General features: G+C 70.6%; 18 protein-coding genes. 9 read left to right on the top strand and 9 right to left on the bottom strand.

Annotation, left to right across the window (positions count from 1 at the left end):
* Window positions 1-2: 2 nt before the first annotated feature.
* The 7 genes from AB0D12_RS30525 to AB0D12_RS30495 form a co-directional block, all read right to left on the bottom strand.
* Window positions 3-1,082, bottom strand: coding sequence for a Zn-dependent alcohol dehydrogenase (locus AB0D12_RS30525; protein ID WP_362689750.1), 1,080 nt, complete (start codon window positions 1,080-1,082; stop codon window positions 3-5).
* A gap of 19 nt (window positions 1,083-1,101) precedes the next feature.
* A complete protein-coding gene (locus tag AB0D12_RS30520; RefSeq protein WP_362689747.1) occupies window positions 1,102-2,496 on the bottom strand; it encodes an aldehyde dehydrogenase family protein in 1,395 nt (464 codons plus the stop codon).
* Window positions 2,497-2,596: 100 nt separating this feature from the next.
* Window positions 2,597-3,952: an ABC transporter ATP-binding protein gene (locus tag AB0D12_RS30515; protein ID WP_362689744.1), complete on the bottom strand. Its 1,356-nt coding sequence runs from the start codon at window positions 3,950-3,952 to the stop codon at window positions 2,597-2,599.
* 53 nt (window positions 3,953-4,005) lie between these two features.
* Window positions 4,006-5,307 carry an MFS transporter gene (locus AB0D12_RS30510; protein ID WP_362689741.1) on the bottom strand — a complete coding sequence of 434 codons (1,302 nt, stop codon included), beginning with the start codon at window positions 5,305-5,307 and terminating at the stop codon, window positions 4,006-4,008.
* Complete coding sequence (locus AB0D12_RS30505) at window positions 5,307-6,770, bottom strand: citrate:proton symporter (RefSeq protein WP_362689738.1); 1,464 nt, start codon at window positions 6,768-6,770, stop codon at window positions 5,307-5,309. Before AB0D12_RS30505 ends, AB0D12_RS30510 begins: the two co-directional genes overlap by 1 nt.
* A 120-nt stretch (window positions 6,771-6,890) precedes the next feature.
* The gene (locus AB0D12_RS30500; protein WP_362689735.1) at window positions 6,891-9,155 is read right to left on the bottom strand and encodes a molybdopterin oxidoreductase family protein; all 2,265 of its coding nucleotides are present in this window, start codon (window positions 9,153-9,155) and stop codon (window positions 6,891-6,893) included.
* A gap of 189 nt (window positions 9,156-9,344) precedes the next feature.
* Window positions 9,345-9,971 carry a TetR/AcrR family transcriptional regulator gene (locus AB0D12_RS30495; RefSeq protein WP_362689838.1) on the bottom strand — a complete coding sequence of 209 codons (627 nt, stop codon included), beginning with the start codon at window positions 9,969-9,971 and terminating at the stop codon, window positions 9,345-9,347.
* An 84-nt stretch (window positions 9,972-10,055) separates the two neighbouring features.
* Here AB0D12_RS30495 and hmgA point away from each other — a divergent pair, with 84 nt between their 5' ends.
* From hmgA to AB0D12_RS30480, 3 genes are all read left to right on the top strand, one after another.
* Window positions 10,056-11,408, top strand: a complete 1,353-nt coding sequence (hmgA, locus tag AB0D12_RS30490) for a homogentisate 1,2-dioxygenase (protein ID WP_362689732.1) — start codon at window positions 10,056-10,058, stop codon at window positions 11,406-11,408.
* Window positions 11,409-11,420: 12 nt separating this feature from the next.
* Complete coding sequence (locus AB0D12_RS30485) at window positions 11,421-12,173, top strand: GntR family transcriptional regulator (protein ID WP_327322523.1); 753 nt, start codon at window positions 11,421-11,423, stop codon at window positions 12,171-12,173.
* 420 nt (window positions 12,174-12,593) lie between these two features.
* The gene (locus AB0D12_RS30480) at window positions 12,594-13,763 is read left to right on the top strand and encodes a type ISP restriction/modification enzyme (protein ID WP_362689728.1); all 1,170 of its coding nucleotides are present in this window, start codon (window positions 12,594-12,596) and stop codon (window positions 13,761-13,763) included.
* Here AB0D12_RS30480 and AB0D12_RS30475 read toward each other — a convergent pair.
* Complete coding sequence (locus AB0D12_RS30475) at window positions 13,745-14,470, bottom strand: TetR/AcrR family transcriptional regulator (RefSeq protein WP_362689725.1); 726 nt, start codon at window positions 14,468-14,470, stop codon at window positions 13,745-13,747. The genes AB0D12_RS30480 and AB0D12_RS30475 overlap by 19 nt on opposite strands.
* A 63-nt stretch (window positions 14,471-14,533) precedes the next feature.
* On the opposite strand from AB0D12_RS30475, the gene AB0D12_RS30470 reads away from it, so the two are divergent.
* Genes AB0D12_RS30470 through AB0D12_RS30460 form a run of 3 tightly spaced genes read left to right on the top strand, consistent with a single transcriptional unit; the run spans window position 14,534 to window position 17,497 of the window.
* The gene (locus AB0D12_RS30470; protein ID WP_362689722.1) at window positions 14,534-15,472 is read left to right on the top strand and encodes an ATP-binding cassette domain-containing protein; all 939 of its coding nucleotides are present in this window, start codon (window positions 14,534-14,536) and stop codon (window positions 15,470-15,472) included.
* A complete protein-coding gene (locus AB0D12_RS30465) occupies window positions 15,469-16,251 on the top strand; it encodes an ABC transporter permease (protein WP_362689719.1) in 783 nt (260 codons plus the stop codon). Before AB0D12_RS30470 ends, AB0D12_RS30465 begins: the two co-directional genes overlap by 4 nt.
* Before the next feature lie 49 nt (window positions 16,252-16,300).
* Complete coding sequence (locus AB0D12_RS30460) at window positions 16,301-17,497, top strand: CaiB/BaiF CoA-transferase family protein (RefSeq protein WP_362689716.1); 1,197 nt, start codon at window positions 16,301-16,303, stop codon at window positions 17,495-17,497.
* 37 nt (window positions 17,498-17,534) lie between these two features.
* Here AB0D12_RS30460 and AB0D12_RS30455 read toward each other — a convergent pair whose 3' ends face one another.
* The gene (locus tag AB0D12_RS30455) at window positions 17,535-17,798 is read right to left on the bottom strand and encodes a hypothetical protein (protein WP_327322529.1); all 264 of its coding nucleotides are present in this window, start codon (window positions 17,796-17,798) and stop codon (window positions 17,535-17,537) included.
* A gap of 258 nt (window positions 17,799-18,056) precedes the next feature.
* On the opposite strand from AB0D12_RS30455, the gene AB0D12_RS30450 reads away from it, so the two are divergent.
* From AB0D12_RS30450 to AB0D12_RS30440, 3 genes are read left to right on the top strand one after another with little or no spacing between them, the layout of a single operon-like run.
* The gene (locus tag AB0D12_RS30450; protein ID WP_362689713.1) at window positions 18,057-19,586 is read left to right on the top strand and encodes a DUF4331 domain-containing protein; all 1,530 of its coding nucleotides are present in this window, start codon (window positions 18,057-18,059) and stop codon (window positions 19,584-19,586) included.
* Between the two features lie 57 nt (window positions 19,587-19,643).
* Window positions 19,644-21,398, top strand: a complete 1,755-nt coding sequence (locus AB0D12_RS30445; RefSeq protein ID WP_362689710.1) for a tetratricopeptide repeat protein — start codon at window positions 19,644-19,646, stop codon at window positions 21,396-21,398.
* Entirely contained in the window at window positions 21,395-22,942 is a 1,548-nt protein-coding gene (locus AB0D12_RS30440) for a nickel transporter (protein WP_362689707.1), read from the top strand. Before AB0D12_RS30445 ends, AB0D12_RS30440 begins: the two co-directional genes overlap by 4 nt.
* Window positions 22,943-22,947: the final 5 nt, after the last annotated feature.

Below are 22,947 nucleotides of genomic sequence, written 5' to 3'. Positions count from 1 at the left end.
ATCTAGAAGACGACCAGGGCTCGTCCCCCCTTGCCCGCGAGCATGTTGTCGAAGGCGGCGGGGATGCCGTCGAGCGCGATCCGCTCGGTGACCATGGAGCTCAGGTCGAGGCGTCCGGCGCGGATGTGTGCGGCGAGGACGGGCAGGTCACGGGCCGGATCGCTGTTGCCGTAGACGCAGCCGGAGAGCGTACGGCCCCAGTGGAAGATCTCCAGTGCGTTAAAGCTGACCTGCTGGTCCTTGCCTCCGATGCCGACCACCGTGGTGCGGCCGCCGCGGCGGGTGGAGTCCCAGGCGGTGCGGATGGTGGCCGCCCGGCCGACGCACTCGATGGCGACGTCAGCGCCCTGCCCGCCGGTGAGCTTTCGGATCTCCTTGGCGGTGGTGTCGGAGGCGATGACGTAGTCGGTGGCGCCCGCCCGGCGGGCGAGTGACTCCTTCTCCGGGGACACATCGACGGCGATGATCGTCGCCGCGCCTGCGAGACGGGCGGACTGGAGGGTGGCGAGGCCGACGCCGCCGACGCCGAAGACCGCCACCGACTCTCCCTGGCGGACGCGGGCGGAGTGATGGACGGCGCCGTAGCCGGTGAGGACCGCGCAGCCGAGCAGGGCGGCATCGACGAGCGGAACGCCGTCCGGGACCGGCAGAACACAGTTCGCGGCGACGACGGTCTCCTCCGCGAAGGCCGCGACGTTCAGGCCGGGGTGGAGTTCGGTGCCGTCGGCGGTACGGGCGTAGACGCTTGCGGCGCCGGTGAGCGCGTTGGCGCACAGCCACACCTCGCCGATCCCGCAGTGGTGGCAACTCCCGCACGACGGCGCCCAGTTGAGGACGACACCGTCGCCGGGGACGACATGGGTGACGCCTTCTCCGACGGAGACGACCGTGCCGGCGCCCTCATGCCCGAGGACGGCCGGGACGGGGACGCGCATGGTGCCGTTGGACAGGGACAGATCGGAGTGGCAGACCCCGGCGGCGGCGAGGCGAACCCTCACCCTGCCGGGGCCCGGCTCGGGCAGTTCGATGTCGGTGATCTCCAGCGGAGAGCCGACGGCGGGCAGTACGGCGGCGCGGACCATGATGCGTGAGGCTCCCGGCTCAGAACTGGAGGGACTTGGTCTGGAGGTACTCGGACAGACCGTGCGGGCCGAGCTCGCGGCCGACGCCGGACTGCTTGTAACCGCCGAACGGCGCAAGCGGGTTGAAGCGGCCGCCGTTGATGTCGACCTGTCCTGTGTCCATCCGGCGTGCGAAGGCGACGGCCTCCGCCTCGTCGCCGGCCCAGACCGCGCCCGCGAGACCGTAGACGGTGCCGTTGGCGATACGGAGCGCGTCCTCCTCGTCCTCGTACTTGAGTACGGAGACCACCGGGCCGAAGATCTCCTCCTGCGCGATGGTCATGTCCTCGGTGACATCGGCGAAGACGGTCGGGCTGACGTAGTAGCCCGTCTCGTGCGGGGCATCGGGGCCGCCCGCGACCAGGCGGGCACCCTCGGCGACGCCCTTCTCGATATAGCCGCGTACGCGCTGCTGCTGCTTGGCGTTGACCAGCGGGCCGACCCGCTCGCCCGGCACATACTTGGCGACCGCGGCGGCCGCGAGCGAGACCGCCTCGTCGTACTGGTCCTTGTGCACCAGCATCCGGGTCCAGGCGCTGCAGGTCTGGCCGGAGTTGGACATGACGTTGGCGATGCCGACACTGACGGCCTTGGCCAGGTCGGCGCTCGGCAGGATGACATTGGCCGACTTGCCGCCGAGCTCCAGGGCGACCCGCTTGACGGCGGCGCCGGCCGTCGCGCCGATCTGCTTGCCGACCGCGGTGGAACCGGTGAAGGAGACCAGGTCGACACCCTCGTGCGCGGCGAGTGCCTGGCCGGCGACCGGGCCGAGGCCGGTCACCAGGTTGAACACTCCGGCGGGCAGGCGGGCCTCGTGCGCGGCCTCGGCGAAGAGCTGCGCGGTCAGCGGGGTGTCCTCGGCCGGCTTGAGTACGACCGTGCAGCCCGCAGCGAGGGCCGGGGCCACCTTGGCGACGACCTGGTGCAGCGGGTAGTTCCAGGGCGTGATGGCGCCGACCACACCGACCGGCTCCAGCAGCACGGTGGAGTTGCCGATCTTCTCCTCGAAGGAGTAGGAGGCGGCCAGTTCCGCGTACGAGCCGGCGACCAGGACCGGCACTCCCGCGTGGACCATCTGCGAGAGGGCGAGGGGTGCGCCCAGCTCGGCGGTGACCGTCTCCGCGATCTCGTCCTTGCGGGCCACGAGTACGTCGCGCAGCGCTGCGATCCGTGCCGCGCGTTCGGCGGGCGGGGTGGCGGCCCAGGCCGGGAAGGCCTCGCGGGCGGCGCGTACGGCGGCGTCGACATCCTCCGCCGTACCGGCCGGGACATGGGCGATGACCTGCTCGTCCGCCGGATTCACCACCGCGATCGTGTCGGGTCCGGCGGCCGGCCGCCACTGGCCGCCGATATACATGCCGTCGTGAGCCTTCATCGCACTCCTCCAGAACCTACGGTAGTCGTCCGGACCCCAAACTAGCGGTGTTAGTTTTTGGGCGCCAGGGGCACCCGGGGTGAGGAGACCGCCGCAGGCGTCAGGCGTCCAGCCCGAGGAGGTCGGGGGGAGCGGGACAGATCCGTCGTCCTTGGTGGTCGAAGACGTAGAGATGCGCGAGGTCGACCAGGAGCGGCACCTGTGCGCCGGTACGCAGCCGGACGTCGGGGCCGGTCCTGACGACCAGGTCGCTCACGGGACCGGCTTGGCGCTCGTACGCGGGAGCGTCGGGCTCCGGTGCCGGTTCCGGGTCGTCGAGCACCACGACAGGACCCGAGACATGCGCGGCCGCACGCTCCTTCAGCCAGGTCAGCACGCTCGGGCCGCTGCCGCTTCTGCCCCGGCGCCGGCGCGCGGTGGGCTGCGGCTTGGGCGACTCCAGATCGGCGACCACCGCGGGCTGCGATCCGGTGTTGAAGTACACCAGCGCTTCGTGCCCCTGGTACTCCATGTGCTCGACGATCCCGGTCAGCGCGACCTCGCCGGGGCGCGCCTGGCTCGGCGGAGCGATCCGGGTCGCCTCGGAACGCAGGCCGACGATGATCTGCCGGCCCTGCTGGATACGGAGCAGCTGGTGGTCGATGCTGAGGGGCTCGGGCAGCGGCAGCCGCTGCTTGCCCAGGTCGATCGACATACGGCCGTCCAGCGGCGCGTACACGACGGCCTGCAGCAGGTTGATGCGCGGGGTGCCGATGAACGCGGCGACGAAGACATTCTCCGGCAGGGCGTAGGTCTCGCGCGGAGTGCTCACCTGCTGCAGCACACCACCGCGCATCACGGCGACCCGGTCGCCGAGCGACATCGCCTCGGCCTGGTCGTGCGTGACATAGACGGTCGTCACGCCCAACTCGGCGGTGAGCTGCGCGATTTCGGCGCGCAGATGGTTGCGCAGCTTGGCGTCGAGGTTGGACAGCGGCTCGTCCATCAGGAAGACGGACGGCCGCCGGGAGATGGCCCGGCCCATCGCGACCCGCTGGCGTTCGCCGCCGGACAGCTGGTTGGGATAGCGGTCGAGGACGTCCTCGATACCGAGCATCCTGGCGGTGGCCTCGACCTGCGGGCCGCTGTCCAGGCGGGGGTTCTCCAATCGCAGCGGGAAGCCGATGTTCTCGCGGTTCGTCATGCTCGGATACAGCGCGAAGTTCTGGAACACCATGGCCATCGCACGGTCGCGGGGCGGGATGTGGTTGGCGTACTCGCCGTCGAGCAGCAACTCCCCCTCGGTGATCTCCTCGAGGCCGGCGATCATGCGCAGCACGGTTGACTTGCCGCAGCCCGAGGGGCCCAGCAGCACCACGAACTCCCCCGGCTCGATGTCGAGGGAGAAGCGTTCGACGGCACGGGTGGCGCGTCCGTACCTCTTGCTGACGCTGTGCAGTGAAATGGCGCGACTCATATGGTTCCGCCAGGAGAAGAGGAGGAGCGACTGAGACGCCTGAAACTAGCCGACTACTCCCCGTCGGGGAATGTTTCGCGCGAAGGTTGGGGGTGGGCTCTTTGTACGGAGCCGTCCGTCACCAGGAGACGACCTCGGCCATGGTCTCGTCCGTCGCGAACCCCGGCCTCCGCCGGGCGGGTTGACTGCCGGGCGCCCAATCCGGCCGCGACCAGCAGAAGCGTGCCCAGCATGACGAACGGCGCGGTCGTGCCCGCGATACCCGCGACCAGTCCGGCGGAAGCGGGAGCGGCGACCTGGCCGAGTCGGTTTCCGGTCAGCCTCAGGGCGAGTGCGGTTGAGCGCGCCTGAGCCGGGGCAGCCCGGACGACCGTCGTCATCGACAGCGGCTGGCCGACGCCCAGGCAGAAGCCGAGGACAGCGAGCATTATGGCGAGCGCCCGGACGGGGACGGGCAGCGCGATACCCGCGCACAGGAGACCGCCGAGCAGACAGGTCACGGTCATCAGCACCGTACGGCCCAGCAGCCGGATCATCGGCGTCATCACAAGGCGGCAGGCGACGGTCGCGGCCGCGCGCAGGCTCAGCAGCAGACCGATGGCGGCGGGTGCGATACCGCGGTGCTCGCCGATCACCGGCAGATAGGCCGTGAGGATGTCGGTGGCCGAGAGCACGGCGAGACTGATGAAGATCCCGGCAGGTACGCCGCGGGTGCGCAGTATGCGGTGTACAGGGACCTTGGACCGCGGTTCGCGGGCCGGGCGGCCGGTCCTGCGGTGCTCGATGCGCCAGAGCGAGGTGAAGGAGACGGCCGCCACGGCCGCCGAGACGACCAGGGCGAGTGCGCTCGTACGGCCCATGGCGCCGTCCTGCTCGGAGACCAGGAACCCGGCGGCGATGGGTCCGACGAGCTGGCCGAGCGAGGCGCCGATGGTGAAGTGGCCGAAGTTGCGGTCCTGTTCGTCCGGGGCCGACTGGCGGGCGACGATCGACTGGGCGCCGATGACGAAGCAGAGATGGCCGAGGCCCATCACTCCGCTCCAGGCCGCCATCGCGGGAAGTGAGACCGCCGTACCGCTGAGGGCACACCCGCCGGAGATCAGGACGACGCCGATGGGCAGCAGGGGTGCACACCGCCCGTGGTCCGTCCTGCGCCCCAGCGGTACGGCGGCGAACAGGGGAAGCAGCGCGTACACGCCCGCGATCACACCGATCGCGCGCTCGTCGGCGCCCAGGGCAAGAGCCCGGTAGGAGACGGCCGGCCGTGCCATCGACACCGCGCCCTGCGCGAAGGCGAAGGCGATGACGAGGCGCAGCAGCCAGCTCCTGCCGGGCTCTTGAGAAGCAGGGACCATCAGATGATGCCGAAGACGACTCCGGCACCGAGCACCACCAGTGAGGTGAGCGCGGCCCATTTGACCGTGAACCTGGTGTGGTCGCCGAACTCGACCTTGGCCATGCCGACGAGGACGTACACGGCGGGGACCAGCGGGCTCGACATGTGCAGGGCCTGACCGACCAGCGATGCGCGGGCGATCTCCAGCGAGGAGACGCCGTGGGCGGAGCCCGCTTCGGCGAGGACCGGCAGGACACCGAAGTAGAAGCCGTCGTTCGACATGAAGTACGTGAGCGGGAGGCTCAGCAGGCCGGTGACGATGCCCATGTGCGGGCCCATGCCCTCGGGGATGGCGCCGACCAGCCAGTCGGCCATGTGCTTGACCATGCCGGTGCCGGTCAGGACGCCGGTGAAGACGGCGGCGGCGAAGACCATGCCGGCGACGTTGAGGACGTTCTCGGCGTGGGCGGCGACGCGGGCCTTCTGATCGGCCATATTCGGGAAGTTGACCGTCAGGGCGAGAGCCGCACCGAGGAGGAAGAGCACCGGGATGGGGAGGTACTCCATGATCATGGCGGCGAGGAGGGCGACGGTGAGCCCGGCGTTGAACCAGTAGAGCTTGGGGCGGAGGGTGACGCGGTCCGGGTCGAGTCCCTGGAAGCCATCGTCGTCCCCGTCGTTGCCGTCGGTCCCGTCCTTGCGGTCGTCTCCGTCAGCCTTCGCCGGTTCGGCGTCGGCGCCCGTACCGGTGCCACCGGTGAGGCTCTTCTCCGTACCGTTGCCGGCGCCGCCGCCCGAAGTGACCAGCACAGTCTCGGTCTCGCTCTCGGTGGCGGTCTCGGTCCCCAGCACGTCGTCGAGGGTGAGCACCCCGAGGCGCTTGCGCTCCCGCCGGCCCAGCACGTAGGCGAGGACGAAGACAAAGAGCAGTCCGACGCCGAGCGCCGGGATCATCGGGACGAAGATGTCGGCCGCGTCCACCTTCAGCGCGGTCGCCGCACGGGCGGTGGGGCCGCCCCAGGGCAGGGTGTTCATCACGCCGTTCGCCGTGGCGGCGACACCGGTCATCACGACCAGGCTCATCTTGAGGCGCTTGTAGAGCGGATACATCGCCGAGACGGTGATCATGAAGGTGGTGGAGCCGTCGCCGTCCAGCGAGACGATGGCGGCGAGCACCGCCGTACCGACCACGATGCGCAGCGGGTCCGCCTTGCAGAAGCGCAGGATGCCGCGGACGATCGGGTCGAAGAGGCCGACGTCGATCATGACGCCGAAGTAGACGATCGCGAACATCAGCATCGCCGCGGTGGGGGCGAGATTGCCGACGCCTTCGATGACGTAGTCCCCGAGGTGCGCGCCCTTTCCGACGAGTACGCAGAAGAGTGCGGGAATGAGGACCAACGACGCGATCGGCGACATCTTCTTCATCATGATCAGGACCAGGAAGGTCGCAATCATGACAAAGCCGAGGATTGTCAGCATTGGGGACACCTAACGTTCATCCTTGAACTCCCACCGGAGCGGCGGTTCGGATGACGTTAGGTGGCGCCAATTGCCGTTAACAAGATGTTGACGTGTGAGCAATACGAGCAAAACCCCAGGTCATCGCAGAGGTGACAGTTCGACCGGGAAGCCGTTGAGCACAGCGGTGCCCGACAGCGGGTCGAGCCGCGAGCCGTCGAGCAGCTGATTGACATTGACTCCGGGACGCGCGGCAGCCACCGACATCCGGGTGCCGGGCCGGTCGTGTCCCCAGCCGTGCGGCAGGCTCACGACTCCGGTCCGTACCGTGTCGGTGATCTCCACCGGAGCCTCGAGCTCTCCTCCGTCCGCACCGATACGGACCGGGGCGCCGTCCTCGAGACCCAGCCGGGCCGCGTCGGTGGGATGGATCTGGAGGGTGCACCGGTTGGAGCCGCCGTTGAGCGTGGCGACGTTGTGCATCCAGCTGTTGTTGGAGCGCAGATGGCGGCGGCCGACGAGGACGAGTGGTGTGCCGGGCCGCTCGTCCAGGGCGCGCCGCAGCCTCGGCAGATCGCCTGCGATGGGTTCCGGCAGCAGCTCGACGCGTCCGCTGCGGGTCTTGAGGATCTGCGGGAGACGGGGCTGCAGCGGGCCGAGGTCGACGCCGTGCGGGTTCTGGAGGAGATCCTCAAGGATGAGGTCGTACGGCCCCATGCGCAGCATCAGGTCGAGGCGTCGCTCGGGTCCGGTGCTGCCGATGAGCAGACGGGCCAGGTTCTCGGGGTCTCCGCCGTGGAGCGGGGAGTGCGGGTCGGCGACGGCCTTGGCGAGCGAGCTCTCGATGACCATGTCGTCGACGGCCGACGGGTCGGCGCCGTGCATGCCGGCCACGGCGAGCACCAGCCGGGCCTGGATCTCGCACTCGCCGAGCCTGCCCTTCTCCAGAGGGACGACCGCCGGGCTGTAGCGCGCCTGGTTGCGTACGGCGAAGTTGTTGAAGGAGAAGTCGAAGTGCGCGCTCTGGGAGGGCGGTGGCGGGGGCAGCACCACATCCGCGTGCCGGGACGTCTCATTGAGATACGGGTCGACGCTGACCATGAAGTCGAGTTCGGCCAGCGCGCGGTCGAGGCGGTCGCCGTCGGGGGCGGAGAGCACCGGGTTGGCGGCGATGGAGATGACCGCGCGGATCCGTCCCTCGCCCGGGGTGTCGATCTCCTCGGAGAGCGCTGCCATCGGCAGTTCGCCCTTGGCCTCGGGGTGGCCGCTGACCCTGCTGGCCCAGCGGCCGAGCGCGAAGCCCTTGCCGGGGGCGGCGGGGCGGGGTGCGCGGTCGGTGGCGGCGAGCGGGAAGAGCGCGCCGCCGGGACGGTCGAGGTTGCCGGTCAGCACATTGAGTACGTCGACGAGCCAGTTGGCGAGGGTGCCGAACTCGACGGTGCTGCTGCCGACGCGGCCGTATACGGCGGCGGTGGGTGCGGCGGCGAGCTCGCGGGCGATCGTACGGATCTCCTCCGCGTCCATGTCGCAAGCTGCGGCGACCGCTTCCGGTGTGAACTCCGCTATGGCTTCCCGGAGTTCATCGAGGCCCTCGACCTGCGCCTCCAGCGTCCCGAGGTCGGTGAGTTTCTCCTCGAAGAGGACTTGGGCGAGGGCGGCGAGCAGCAGGGCGTCAGCGCCGGGCCGGATCGGGACGTGCCGGTCGGCGAGCTGAGCGGTGCGGGTGCGGCGCGGGTCGACGACGGTGAGTGTGCCGCCGCGCTTGCGGAGTGCCTTGAGCTTGCCGGGGAAGTCGGCCGCGGTGCAGAGGCTGCCGTTGGAGTCGAAGGGGTTGGCGCCGAGGAGCAGCAGATGGTCGGTGCGGTCCAGGTCCGGGACGGGGATGGCGATGGCGTTGCCGAAGAGCAGTCCGCTGGAGACATGCTTGGGCATCTGGTCCAGGGTGCTGGCGGTGAAGAGATTGCGGGTGCGCAGCAAGGAGAGCAGTACGGGGGGATAGAGGGCGCCGGCCATGGTGTGGACGTTCGGGTTGCCGAGGACGACGCCCACGGCGTTCGGCCCGTACTCCTCGATCAGCGGCCTGATCCGGGCCGCGACCTCGTCGAACGCCTCCTCCCAACTCGCCTCCCTCAGCTCGCCGTCCTTGCGCACGAGAGGAGTGCGCAACCGGTCGGGATCGCCGTCGAGCTCCCCGAAGGACGCACCCTTGGGGCAGATGAAGCCATGACTGAAAACGTCGTCGCGGTCTCCGCGGGCACCAGTGACACGGGTGCCGTCGATGGTGAGGGTCAGCCCGCAGGTGGCTTCGCAAAGGGGACAGATGCGCAATGCGGTACGGGCCGCCTCGGGCGGTGCGGCACGGGTGCCGTCCGTCGGTGCGGGCTGGGCGGCATTGGTGCGGGACATGGGCCCTCCCCGGGGCGACGGCGGTGGCGCGCGGTTCAGGACCGAGCATACCGACCGGTATGCACGAGCGGGAGGGGTCGAGCCCTGTACGCCCCTCCGGGCGTGTCCTCAGTTGCCGGACGGGCTGGATTCTCCAGCCCCTCCGGCGATTGAGGAGCGGGTCCGGGGCGGAGCCCTGAACAGCAGCCGTCAGTCCAGCAGCCTCGCCAGATACGCGCGCAACAGCTCCCGCGTCTCCCCCACGATCTCCTCGTCCCCCGCCGGGTCCACCCGGAAGGCGAGTTGCAGAAGCGCGTCCGCCGCCTCGACGGAGACCAGGACCGTCCGGCGCAGCTCGTCGTCGGCACCGCGGCCCAGATGGCCGGCGAGCAGCTCGGCGAGACGGTCGGCGACCTGGTGGTTCGCCCCGGCCGCGGGCGTGCCGACCGGGATCTGGGAGCCGAAGTCGATCAGCGCGAACCCGGGGACGGTCCGCTTCATCTCCAGGTACTCGTCGAGTACGACGTCGAGGACACCGCGCCAGTCGGCCGCCGGGAGCGAGGTGAGACGGCCGCCGATGCGCTCGGCATAGCTGTCCAGATTGCGGTGCGCGAGGGCATCGGCGAGGGCGCGTTTATTGCCGAAGAAGCGGTAGACGGAGCCGATGGGGACACCGGCTCTGGCAGCCACCGCGCGGGTGGAGAGGTCCTCGTAGCCGGTCTCGTCGAGGAGTTCGGCGCAGGCGTCCAGTATCCGGGCGAGCCGATCGGCGCTGCGCTGCTGCACGGGCGTACGGCGGAGATGCGGGGCGGGGCCGGCGTGGGACACGCGGTCCATCATGCCGCCCTGTTCCCGTTGACGGGGGCGGTCCTGCAATCCTACGGTGATGCATAGGAATCCTTCAGCACCGGGGAGCGGACGATGAGCGGCATCGAGCAGGCGCGGAAGACGGCCGAGAGTCTTGGCCACTCCCCCGGCTTCGGCAATGAACACACTTCCGAGGCTGTGCCGGGCGCACTGCCGCACGGACGCAATTCGCCGCAGCGCGCGCCCCTCGGGCTGTACGCGGAGCAGCTGAGCGGCTCGGCGTTCACCGAGCCGCGCGCCCACAACCGCCGCTCATGGCTGTACCGGATCCGCCCCTCCGCGGCGCATCCGCCGTTCGTACGCATCGACAACGGCGGGCTGCGCAGCGCACCCTTCACCGAGTCCGTGCCCGACCCGAACCGGCTGCGCTGGAATCCGCTGCCGGAACCCGCGCCGGGAACGGACTGGCTGGCCGGTCTGTGGACGCTCGGCGGCAACGGCGACGCGACCCAGCGCACCGGCATGGCCGTGCACCTCTACCACGCCAACTCCTCCATGACGGACCGGGTGTTCAGCGACGCGGACGGAGAGCTGCTGATCGTGCCCGAGCGGGGTGGACTGCTGCTCCGTACGGAGCTCGGGCTGCTCGCCGCCCGGCCCGGCGAGGTCGCGCTGATTCCGCGCGGGGTCCGCTTCCGGGTGGAGCTCCTGGACGAGAGCGCGCGCGGATATGTCTGCGAGAACTACGGGCAGCCGTTCCAGCTGCCGGATCTGGGGCCGATCGGTGCGAACGGACTCGCCAACGCCCGGGACTTCCTCGCGCCGGTGGCGGCGTACGAGGACGAGGAGCGGCCGGTGGAGGTCGTCAACAAGTTCTGCGGGAACCTCTGGGCCGCGACGTACGACCACTCGCCGCTCGATGTCGTCGCCTGGCACGGCAACCACGTTCCGTACGTCTACGATCTGCGGCGCTTCAATGTGCTCGGCACCATCAGCTACGACCACCCGGATCCGTCGATCTTCACCGTGCTGACGTCGCCTTCGGACACGCCTGGGCTCGCGGGTGTCGACTTCGTGGTCTTCGCGCCGCGCTGGCTGGTCGGCGAGGACACCTTCCGGCCGCCGTACTTCCACCGCAATGTGATGAGCGAGTACATGGGGCTCATCGAGGGGGCGTACGACGCCAAGGCGGAGGGCTTTGTTCCGGGAGGCGGGTCGCTGCACAACATGATGTCCGCCCACGGGCCGGATCGTGAGACCTTCGACCGGGCCAGTGCTGCCGAGCTGAAGCCGCAGAAGATCGACGACGGGCTTGCGTTCATGTTCGAGACACGGTGGCCGGTGACGGCGACCGGGCAGGCGATGAGCGCGGGGCATCTGCAGGCGGGGTACGACGACGTGTGGCAGGGTCTGCAGCGCCATTGGGGATCTGAGGGATACTCCCCCAGAAATGACAGCCGGTCCTGATACGGAGTCCCCGTGACCTCCTCCTTCGCCCCTGACTCGCTGGTCCTGAACCGCAAGCTGCCGCTGTGGTACCAGGTCTCGCAGTCGCTGCGTGCCTCGATACTCGGCCGAGCGCCCGAGGCATCGCTGCGGCTGCCCACCGAGGAGCAGCTCGCCGCGCACTACGGCGTCAGCGTGCTGACCATGCGCCAGGCCCTCAAGGAACTGGAGGAGGAGGGCCTGATCAGCAGGCACCGGCGGCGTGGCACATTCATCGAACCGGGGGCGTGGCGGGGTGCGCCGAGGCGGCTGCTGGGCTCGATCGACGCGATCGTGGCCCAGCAGTCGGGCGAGCGGACGACGATCCTGGGGCACGGGCCGGAGCCGGTGCCGGGCGAGCTCGCGGAGTACTTCCCACAGGCGGCGGAGGTCGTGATGTACAGGCGGCTGCGCTGCGACGGGGAGAGCGGTGAGCCGACGAACTGGGCGGAGAACGCGGTCCGCTCGGATGTGGCGGCGGGGCTCGACCCCGCCGACCTGGAGCGCTGGCCGATGACGAAGGTGCTGCGGGATGTACGGGGCGTGCGGATCAGCAGGATCACGGACACGGTGGAGGCACGGCTGGCAGATCCGCCGACGGCGGAGCTGCTGAGGGTGCCGTTGCTGAGCCCGATCCTGCATTACACGGGGGTGACGTACGACGAGGGCGGGCGGGTGGTGGATGTGGCGCGGATCCGGTACCGGGGGGACAGGTTCTCGTTCTCGGTGACGGTGGACGCGGATTGATCCTCACGGGGGTCGGTCGGTGCGGGCGCCCGGGGCGCGGGGTCTCGGGGTGCGGGTCTTTGGTCCCTGGGGGCAGCCCGGCCCGCCGGGCGCGGGTGCGGACCGCGGGACTCCGGGCGGGCACCGTCCGCCGGGCGCGGGTGCGGACCGCGGGACTCCGGGCGGGCACCGTCCGCCGGGCGCGGGTGCGGGCCGCGGGACTCCGGGCGGGCACCGTCCGCCGGGCACGGGTGCGGGCCGCGGGACTCCGGGCGGGCACGGATGCGGGCCGCTCCGGGGCTCGTGTCCTGGACTGCTTTCCTCACCGCGCTTCGCGCGAGTTGCGACGCTTTACGTCCAGAACACGACCCCTGCGCGTCTCTGTGGGCACGACTACCATTCCCCGCGGTACGGGCCCATGGTGAGGGGGAGGATGTCCGCATGCCGATGCTCGATGAGCTGATGCCCTGGAGCGCGCCTCCGTTGCGGCTGGGGCGCGAGTGGGTGATGGCCCCCGATGCTGCCTCCCTCAGGGCGCGGTGGGATGTTCTTGTGGGGGCCGAGACCGACGAGCGTGACGCGTTGTTCGGGTGCACTCGGGCGCGTACGCCGCGGAGTGCCGTCAGTCAGTTGCCCGGCCAGTCCACCGGCACGGGCAGGTTGGTCCGGGAGGAAGGGCGGTGTCCCGCGCCGGTTCGGGTGTTGCACGGGGCCTTCGACGAGCGTTGGCTCATACCCGACCACCGGCTGATCGACGTGGCTCGCCCCGAGTTGTGGCGCGTCGCCGACCAGCAGCAGGTGTTCGTCGTCGAGCAGGGGTACGTGACGGGTGCGCCGGGGGCCGCGGTGGTGGTGTCCGCCTTGCTGCCGGACGGGCGCTCGCCTGCCGGGAGGCCCGGGCGGATCCGGCCGCTCTACCGGCGGCCCGGTGGGCTCGAGCCCAATCTCGCGCCGGGGCTGCTGCCCGCGCTGAAGTCCGCGTACGGGCGCGAGGTCGACGCCGACGAGGTGATCGCCTGGGTGCTCGCCGTCGCCGAATCGTCGCCCGCCGGATGTGTGGTGCCCCTGCCGGCCGACCCCCAGGTGTGGCTGACCGGCGTGGAGCTGGGGCGGCGGATCATGGAGATCCAGCTGCGCGGGGCCCGTGGTGGAGCGCGGCCGCGGCTGCCCGGGGGACGTAGGCCGTATGTCCGTGCCGCGGTGCCCGCCCGGCCCGGTGCGATCGGCTACGACGCGGAGGAGGAGGTGCTCAGTCTCGGCGACGGGCGTATCTCGCCCGTGCCACGTGAAGCCTGGGATTTCGACGTCTCCGGCGTACGCGTGCTGGAGCTCTGGTTCGAGCGCCGGACCGGCGCGGCCGAGGCCGGCACGCTGGACGCGATACGGCCCGCCTCGTGGCCGCAGGAGTGGACCTCCGAGCTGCTGGAGCTGATCACCGTGCTGGCACTGCTGGGCGAACTGCGGGAACAGCAAAGGGAGTTGAAGGTGGGGGCGGAGATCACCCGTGAGGAGCTCGGGAGTGTGCTGCCGCCGTCCGCCGCGACTCGGCGGCCCGCCTCCGTGCTCGACCATCACGAAGAAGGGCCGGAGGGTCAGTTCGCCCTGCTGTGAGGGTCGAATGAGTCCAGGACGCGGGTCAGCACGCGGTCGAAGACCTCGTCCGGGTCGATCGGGCCGACGCCCTCGCCGAGTACGGCCGCCAGCCGCGGATATGCGCCGCTCGCGACCTCGCGGGACAGATACGCACCGCGCACCGCCTGCTCCTGCTCCTCGGACCACGGGAGCCCGCGACTGCGCTCGGCGATGGCCAGTTCGTTGGCCACCGACGTCATGACCGAGCCGTTGACCGTCGCGATCAGCTCCATCTTGGTGCCGTACGGCGCATCCAGACCGTCCAGGCAGCGGAGGCAGGACTCGAGATAGCGCAGGGCGTTGGGACTGAAGCCGTAGACCGTCGACATGAGCCGGGGCAGCCATGGGTGGCGCTGCATGATCGCCCGGGTCTGGCGGGCGAGGTCCAGCATGTCCGCGCGCCAGTCGCCGCTGGGCCCGTCGGGCAGTTCGTACTCACCGCTGACCGCGTCGACCATCAACTCGTACAGGTCTTCCTTGCGCGGCACATAGTTGTAGAGCGACATGGTGCCGCAGCCCAGCTCGCCCGCCACCTTCCGCATGGAGACCGCGTCGATGCCGTCCGCATCGGCGATGCGCACGGCCGCCGTCGCGATGTCGGCGCGGCTGTACGCCGGTTTCGGGCCGCGGCCCGTGCGCTCGGGACGCGCCCAGATCACTCCCGGTTCGGCCGCTCGGCCTGCCATGGATCATCACCTCGCCCACCATCCTAGTTACGTACAACGTACGTAGTGGGGTATGGTCGCACCATGACGACTACGTACGCTGTACTTAGTGAAGGTCTGGAGAAGCGGTTCGGTGAGGTCCACGCGCTGCGCGGGCTGGATCTCGCTGTGCCGGAGGGCACGGTCTGCGGGGTACTGGGGCCCAATGGCGCGGGAAAGACCACTGCCGTACGGGTGCTGACGACCCTGCTCACGCCTGATTCGGGCACCGCGCGGGTCGCCGGGCACGATCTGCGGCGCGATCCGGCGGCCGTGCGTCGCCGGATCGGCGTCACCGGGCAGAACACCTCGGTCGACGGCGATCTCACCGGCGCGGAGAATCTGCGGCTGTTCGCGCGGCTGCTGCGCGCGCCCAGGTCTCGTGCGGACGAATTGCTGGAGCAGTTCGAGCTGGCGGATGCCGCGGACCGTCCCGCCCGCACATATTCGGGTGGTATGCGGCGCCGGCTGGATCTCGCGGCAAGCCTGATCGTCCGGCCGCAGGTGCTGTTCCTGGACGAGCCGACCACCGGTCTCGACCCGCACAGCAGGCGCGGAATCTGGGACGCCGTAAGGGAGTTGGCGAACGAGGGCACCACCGTGCTGCTCACCACGCAGTACCTCGAGGAGGCCGACCGGCTGGCCGACGACATCGTGCTGATCGACGAGGGCCGGGCCGCCCACCACGGCACGCCCGCCGAGCTCAAGGCCAGGATCGGCAGTTACGCGGAGGTTGTTGTCGGACATGTCTCGGGGCTGCCCGCCGCCGCGGCCGTGCTCGACCAGCTGACCGGCTCGGAGCCGGCCCTCGACGCGGAGAAGCACACCGTGGGGGCGATCACGACCGACCCGACCCTGACCCTGCCGCGCATCGTCCGCGAGCTGGACGCGGCCGGTGTCCTGGTCATCGACGCCAGTCTGCGCCCGCCCACGCTGGATGAGGTCTTTCTCCGCCTCACCGACCGCAAGGAGCTCGTCGCATGAGCGCGATCGTCTACGACAGCACCGCCGTACTCGGCCGCCATCTCCAGCGGATCCGGCACGCGCCCGCCATCATGGTGATGACGCAGACGATGCCGATCGTGTTCCTGCTGTTCTTCGGCTATGTCTTCGGCAGCGCGATGGCGATGCCGGGCACGGAGTACCGGGCGTTCCTGGTGCCCGGACTGCTGGTGGCGACCGCCGCGAACGGCATCATGACGGGGATGTTCACCGCCGCCCAGGACTCCCACCGCGGAGTCATGGACCGCTTCCGCACCCTGCCGATGAACAGGACCGCGATCCCCCTCGGGCAGGCCGTCGCCGATCTGCTGGCCACCGCCGTCGGGATGGTTCCGCTGCTGCTCGTCGGCCTCGCGATGGGCTGGCGGATCGAGGGGAGCCCGCTCGAAGCGACGGGGGCCTTCGGTCTGTTGCTGCTGTTCCGCTTCGCGACCACCTGGATCGGGATCCTCCTCGGCCTGGCCTCGCGGAGCGAGGAGGCGGCCGGCCAGCTGGGCAGCGCGACATTCATGCTGCCGCTGCTGTCGAACGCGTACCTCCCGACGGACAATCTGCCGGCCTGGCTGCGTACGGTCGCCGAGTGGAACCCGATCTCCGCGGTCACGGCGGCGGTACGGGATCTGTTCGGCAACGCTCAGCCGCCGGCGGACGCGGCATGGCCGGTGGCCCATCCGGTCGCCGGGGCGCTCTGCTGGTCGCTGGCGCTGCTGGCGCTGTTCCTGCCGCTCGCCGTACGCCGTTTCGCGCAGAACGACCGGTGAAGGGTCCGGGGGTGACAAACGTGGCCCGTACACGATAGGTACGGCTGTCATGAACCATCAGCCCCTTCCGCTCGACGGGATCACGGTCGTCGCCGTCGAACAGGCCGTCTCGGCGCCCTTCGCCACCCGCCAGCTCGCGGATCTCGGCGCCCGCGTCATCAAGATCGAGCGTCCGGACGGCGGTGACTTCGCGCGCGGCTACGACACCGCCGCCCGCGGGCTCGCCTCGCACTTCGTCTGGTGCAACCGCGGCAAGGAATCCCTCGCCGTCGATCTCAAGGACCCGCGCGGCATCGACATCGTGCGGCAACTCGTCGCGGACGCCGATGTGTTTGTGCAGAACCTCGCCCAGGGCGCGGCCGCGCGGCTCGGGCTGGACGCCGCCACGCTGTGCGCGGCGCATCCGCGGCTGATCGCCGTGGACATCTCCGGCTACGGCGCGGAGGGGCCCTACGCGCACAAGCGGGCGTACGACATGCTCGTGCAGTGCGAGGCGGGCCTGGTGTCGGTGACCGGGACCGCGCATCAGCCGGTCAAGGCGGGCATTCCCGCGGCCGATATCGCGGCGGCGATGTACGCGTTCTCCGGTGTGCTCGCGGCACTGCTGCGACGGGCCACCACGGGCCGCGGCGGTCCGGTAGAGATCTCCATGCTGGAGTCACTGGCCGAGTGGATGGGGCATCCGCTGAACTACGGGATGCACGGAGGTGAGGCCCCGGCGCGCACCGGGGTCGCGCACGCCGTCATTTCGCCGTACGACGCCTATGCGACGGCCGACGGCGGACAGGTGCTGCTGTCGGTGCAGAACGACCGGGAGTGGCGGCGGCTGGCCGAACAGGTCCTCGGACGGCCCGAGTTGGGCGAGGATCCGGTCTTCGCGACCAACACCGCCCGTACGGCGAACCGCGCGAGGACGGATGCGGTGGTGGCCGAGGCGCTGGCGGGGCTGGGCACTCAGGAGGCGATCGGCCGGCTGGAGGCGGCGGGCATCGCATGTGCCCGGCTCAACAGCGTGGCGGATGTGGCCGGACATCCACAGCTCGCGGCGCGGGACCGGTGGCGGGAAGTGGACTCACCGGTGGGACCGCTGCGGGCTCTGCTGCCGCCGATCACCCTGCCGGGTGGAGCCGAGGCACGGATGGGCGCGGTTCCCGCGCTCGGCGAGCACACCGACGCGCTGCTGAAGGCCCTGGGGATGACGGATGAGGCTACAGCGGCACTGCGCCGGGACGGTGTGATCGCCTGAGCGCGTTCGCGTACGAGCTGACGTCCTGGCGGTCGGGTCAGCCGCGGCTGCCGAAGAGCGAGCGACGCAGCCGCCGGAGCGGTGCGAAGAGCGACACCCGCGCGCTCTTGCTCTTGCGGGTGTGCGCGACATCACGCGAGGTGAGCTCGAGCATCAGCGACGTCGCCTCGGCTGCCTCGTGCTGCGGGACGGCAGGGCCGCCGAGCACAGCGAGATGGCGGTCGAGACGCGTGCTGGTTGCACTGCTCCCACACGTGATCGCAGGCACTCGCGGCCTGCTGCGCACCGTTATCTGTTCCATGTCACTCCCCACCCGTACGAGGGCACCCGGCCCGGGCAGGTTAACCCTATCGCTCCATCGTGACACTCGTGTATTCCGGCCACGGAATTCACCACACCTGTACGAAGGTTGACGAATAGTCACCGAATGCGTCTGATTCCAGGGCGAGTTGGACAGTTCGTCAGCAAAAAAATTGTTGCCCCGTCGACCAATCCGAACGGCCCTCCGCACCGAATGGCTGGCATCGAAGCACGACCAGCACTCGCGAAGGACGGTTCGATGACCGCAATCAGCAGCAGCGGGCGGCGGGGGTTCAACAGGCTCGCCGCACTCACCTGCGTGGCGCTGGCCTCCGGAGCCCTGGTGGCCTCCGGTTTGACCGGCGCCGAGCCCGGTACGGCCCGGGCCTCCAGCCACCGCGAGGCCCCGCTGATCTCCGGACAGCCCCAGTACGACAACACCGACGTGTACGCGTTCGTCAGCCCCGACAAGCCGGACACCACCACGCTCGTCGCCAACGTGCTGCCGTTCCAGGAACCGGCCGGCGGCCCGAACTTCTTCAAGTTCGCCGACGACGCCCAGTACGACATCCACATCGACAGTGACGGCGACGCCCAGGGCGACCTGATCTACCGGTGGACCTTCAAGGACCACGTCAAGAACGGCAATACGTTCCTCTACAACACCGGGCCCGTCACGTCGCTCGACGACCCGGACCTCAACATCACGCAGACGTACGACATCGAACTGCTGAGGCTGAAGAACCAGCATGTGATGCACACCACGAAGATCGCCGACGATCTGCCGGTGGCACCGTCGAACGTGGGCAAGGCCTCCATGCCGGACTACCAGAAACTGCGCGACCACGCCGTGCGCCAAATCCCCGGCGGATCCACGGCGTTCGCGGGTCAGGCGGACGATCCCTTCTTCGCCGACCTGCGCGTCTTCGACCTGCTCTACGGCGCCAACCTCTCCGAGGTCGGCAACGACACGCTCAAGGGCTACAGCGTCAACTCCATCGCGCTGCAGGTGCCGACCGCGTACATCCAGCAGTCGGAGAAGCAGCCGATCGTCGGCATCTGGTCGACCACCCAGCGCAAGAGTGCGAGCGGTCACTGGACCCAGGTGTCCCGCCTCGGTATGCCGCTGGTCAACGAGGTCGTCATCCCCGTGAAGGACAAGGACAAGTTCAACGCGTCCCACCCGTGGAACGACGGTGACTTCCTCAAGTTCGTCACCCAGCCCGAGCTGCCGAAGCTGATCGAGGGCATCTACAAGATCAAGGCCCCGGCCGAACCGCGCAACGACCTGGTCTCGGTGTTCCTGACCGGCGTCGACAAGCTCAACAAGCCGCCGCACGTCCGCCCGGCGGAGGCGCTGCGGCTCAACACCTCCATCCCGCCCACGGCCGAGCCCAAGAGGCTTGGCGTACTGGACGGCGACAACGCCGGATTCCCCAACGGGCGGCGGCTGACGGACGACGTTCTGGACATCGCGCTCCAGGCCGTCGAGGGCGAACTGCTCGGCCAGAAGAACGACTTGGGCGACGCGGTCAACGAGAACGACCAGAAGTTCGGCCACTCCTTCCCGTACCTGGCACTGCCGACGTCCGGCTCCCGTGGCCCGCTGGCCAAGGGCGCCGGGACCAAGGACGCCGCGGGCAACCTGCTCACCGGAGGGGCTGCCTCCAGCAGTGACGACACCAGTACGACGCTGATCGCCACGGCCGTGGCCGCGGGTGCGGGAGTGCTGCTGATCGCCCTGGGCCTCAGCTGGTGGCGGATGCGGCGACGCAACCAGTACAGCTGAGCCGGCCGGCACCCACCAGGCCGCCTCGACGCATCTACGAACGGAAAGGGCAGACAGATGTCCCTGCGAAGGGCGCGAGCAGGAGCGGCACCGCCGCTCCCCGGCAATCCTGCTCCGTCGGGGCGCATAGCTCCCCGGCTCGCCGGCCGGGCCACCCGGCACGGCGAGGCGGGCACGCCGGGCGGGCTCCACGCGGCGACGCCGGCCGGGCTCGACCCTGTGGTGCCGGGCGGGCTCGACCCCGTGGTGCCGGGCGGGCATGACGACGACCCGGCGCCGACGCCGGGGAGTCGGCCGTCGATACTCGCCCGCGCCCTTGCGAGACTCGCGCACCGCTCCGGCGGAAGCCGCGAAGCGGGCGGCCCGGCCGGGCCCGGCCCAAAGACGTCGAGCGGGCATACCGAGTCAGCGCTCGCCGACGGCTCCGGCGGGAGCCGCGAAACCGGCGCCTCCGCCGGGACCGGGGCCGGCCCCGGGGCGCCCGGGGCCGGGCGCGTCCGGGGGGTTCTCCTGCCCGCCGGGGCGCTCGCGCTTGTGCTCACCGCGGGCGCTCTCGCCTTCGGGCAGGCGGACGAGGCGCCCCCGACCGCCCCCACCGCCGCGCCCGCGGCAGACGCGCCGTTCGACCGGATCGCCACCGGTGACCTCGCTCACGGGGTCACCGGCCTCCAGGCGCATCTGCGGGCCCAGCCCAAGGACGCCCGGGGGTGGGCGACCCTGGGTACCGCCTATGTGGAGCAGGCCAGGACCGGCGGCGACCCGACCCGGTATCCGCATGCCGGCAAGGCACTCGACCGCTCCCTCGCTCTCCAGCCGCAGGACAACGACGCGGCGCTTGCCGGGCGCGCCGCGCTCGCGGCGGCGCGGCACGACTTCCACGGCGCGCTGCGGGACGCGGAAGCGGCGCTGAAGGTCAATCCCTTCAGCGAGCGGGCTCTCGCCTCCCGGATCGACGCCCTCGTCGAACTGGGCAACTACCCAAAGGCATTGGCGGCAGCCGAAGAGGCCGACGGCCGCCGCCCCGGCATCCCCCTCTTCACGCGCTATGCGTACGTGCTGGAGCTGCGCGGCGACATCGCCGGCGCGCGCCGGGTGCTCGGCCGCGCACTGGACTCGGCCGTCTCCCCCGGCGACACCGCATATGTGGCCACCGCTCTCGGCCAACTGGAGTGGACCCAGGGCGCATACGCTCCGGCGCTGCGCCGGTTCGCTACCGCACTGGCCGCCGATCCCGCGTATCTGCCCGCCCTTGAGGGCCGAGCCCGCATCCAGGCCGCTCAGGGCGACACAGCGAGCGCCGAGCGCGGGCTCGAAGACGTGGTGGAACGGCTGCCGCTGCCGGGTCAGCTGGTGGCGCTCGGTGAGGTGTACGAGGCCCGCGGACGTACGGCCGAGGCCCGTGCTCAGTACGAACTGATCGGCACCTGGACGGAGTTGGCCCGCGCCAACGGCGTGGACACCGATCTGGACACCGCCCTGGCTCTCGCGGACCACGGCGACCGGCCCGAGGCGCTGCGCGCCGCACGCGCCGAGTGGAAGCAGCGACAGACCGTGCACACCGCGGACGCCCTGGCCTGGGCACTGCAGGTGAACGGCCGCTCCACCGAGGCCCTTTCGTACGTCGGGAAGTCCGCACCGCCCGGCTGCCGCAACGCGGTGTTCCTGTACCACCGCGGCGTGATCGAACGCGCCGCGGGCAAGACCGCGGCGGCCCGGACCTCCCTCGCAGCCGCCCTGAAGGTCAACCCGGGATTCTCACCGACCGGTTCGCGTGCGGCTCGTGCCGCACTGAAGGCACTGGAGGCGTCATGAGGAGGCGTACCACCGTCGCCGGCGCGGCGGTCCTCGTCGCCGGGGCGGCGCTCGCGCTGCTGCCCGCGGGGACTGCCGCCGCGCACCCTCTGGGCAACTTCACGGTCAACCGGTACGACGGGCTTCTCGTCGCCCCGAAGCTGCTGAGCGTCGATCATGTCGAGGACCTCGCGGAGATACCCGCCGCCCAGGCGCGTTCCAAGATCGACCGGGACGGCGACCGGAAGATGTCCACCGATGAACTGTCGGCGTGGGCCCAGGGCCGATGCCGGGACGCGGCGCAGGACAGCCAGGTCACCGTCGAGCGACAGACGACTGCGCTCACATCCGGCGCGAGCCGCGCCGAAGTACGCCCCGGACAGGCCGGGCTGCCGACGCTCCGCGTCGAGTGCAGACTGACGGCCGCACTGCCGGAAGGGCGGCAGACGATCGCCTTCCGAGCGCCGGGCGGCGACAAGGGTCCGGGCTGGCGGGAGATCACGGCCCGCGGGGACCGGATGACGCTCGCCTCCTCCGACGTACCGAAGGCAACGACGTCACGGCGGCTGACGGTGTACCCGAACGGCCAGCTCTCCTCGGCGCCGGACCAGAGGGCGGCCGAGCTCTCGGTCACTCCGGGCGGCGCCCCGGCGGCGGACCGCCCCGGGGAGGCGGTGGTCCCGGCCTCCGTACTGCCGCGCGGCGCGGATCGCTGGACACAGGCGCTGACCGGGCTGGTGTCCCGGCGCGAACTGACCGTGGGATTCGCTGCGCTGGCCCTGGCGACCGCGTTGCTGCTCGGTGCGCTGCACGCGCTCGCGCCGGGCCACGGCAAGACCGTGATGGCGGCCGCCGCGGCGGCCGACGGACGGAACTCGCTGCGCGACGTCCTGTCGCTGGGTGCGTCGGTGACGGTCACGCACACGCTCGGAGTTTTCGCGCTCGGCGCGCTGATCGCCGCGGGCTCGGCGGCTGCGCCGTCGGTGGTGGCGTGGCTGGGCGTCGCGAGCGGAGTGCTGGTGGCCGTGGCGGGAGCGGTACTGGTGCGCAGAGCCTGGCGGAACCGCGATCATGCGCACGGACACAGCCACGGACATGGTCACGGGCACAGTCACGGGCACGACCGCGCGCACGAGCACGGCGACGGGCATGCGCACTCAGCCGAGCACGGACACGAACACGGCCATGGGCACACGCACGGGCACGGCCACGACCACCGCGCGCTGAATCTCCGCTCCACCCTCCTGCTCGGCTTCGCCGGCGGACTCGTCCCCAGTCCCTCCGCCGTCGTCGTGCTCGTCGGCGCCGCCGCCCTGGGCCGCGCCTGGTTCGGTCTGCTGCTCGTCCTCGCGTACGGTGCCGGCCTCGCCCTCACCCTCACCGCCGCCGGCTTCGCAGCCGTCCGGCTCGGCGACCGCGCCTCCCGCCTTCTCCGCGAAAGGAGCCTCCGCAAGGGAAGGATGTTCTCCGCCGTGCAGCGCGTACTGCCGCTCGGCACGGCGTGCGTGGTACTCGCCCTCGGATGCGGATTGGCGCTCAAGGGGGCGGCAACAGCCCTTGCGTGAGCTAA

This window comes from Streptomyces sp. NPDC048479, assembly GCF_040651435.1.
In the GTDB taxonomy this organism is placed as follows: domain Bacteria; phylum Actinomycetota; class Actinomycetes; order Streptomycetales; family Streptomycetaceae; genus Streptomyces.
Note: the sequence above shows the minus strand (reverse complement) of the source record. Positions and strands in the feature narration are given on the sequence as shown.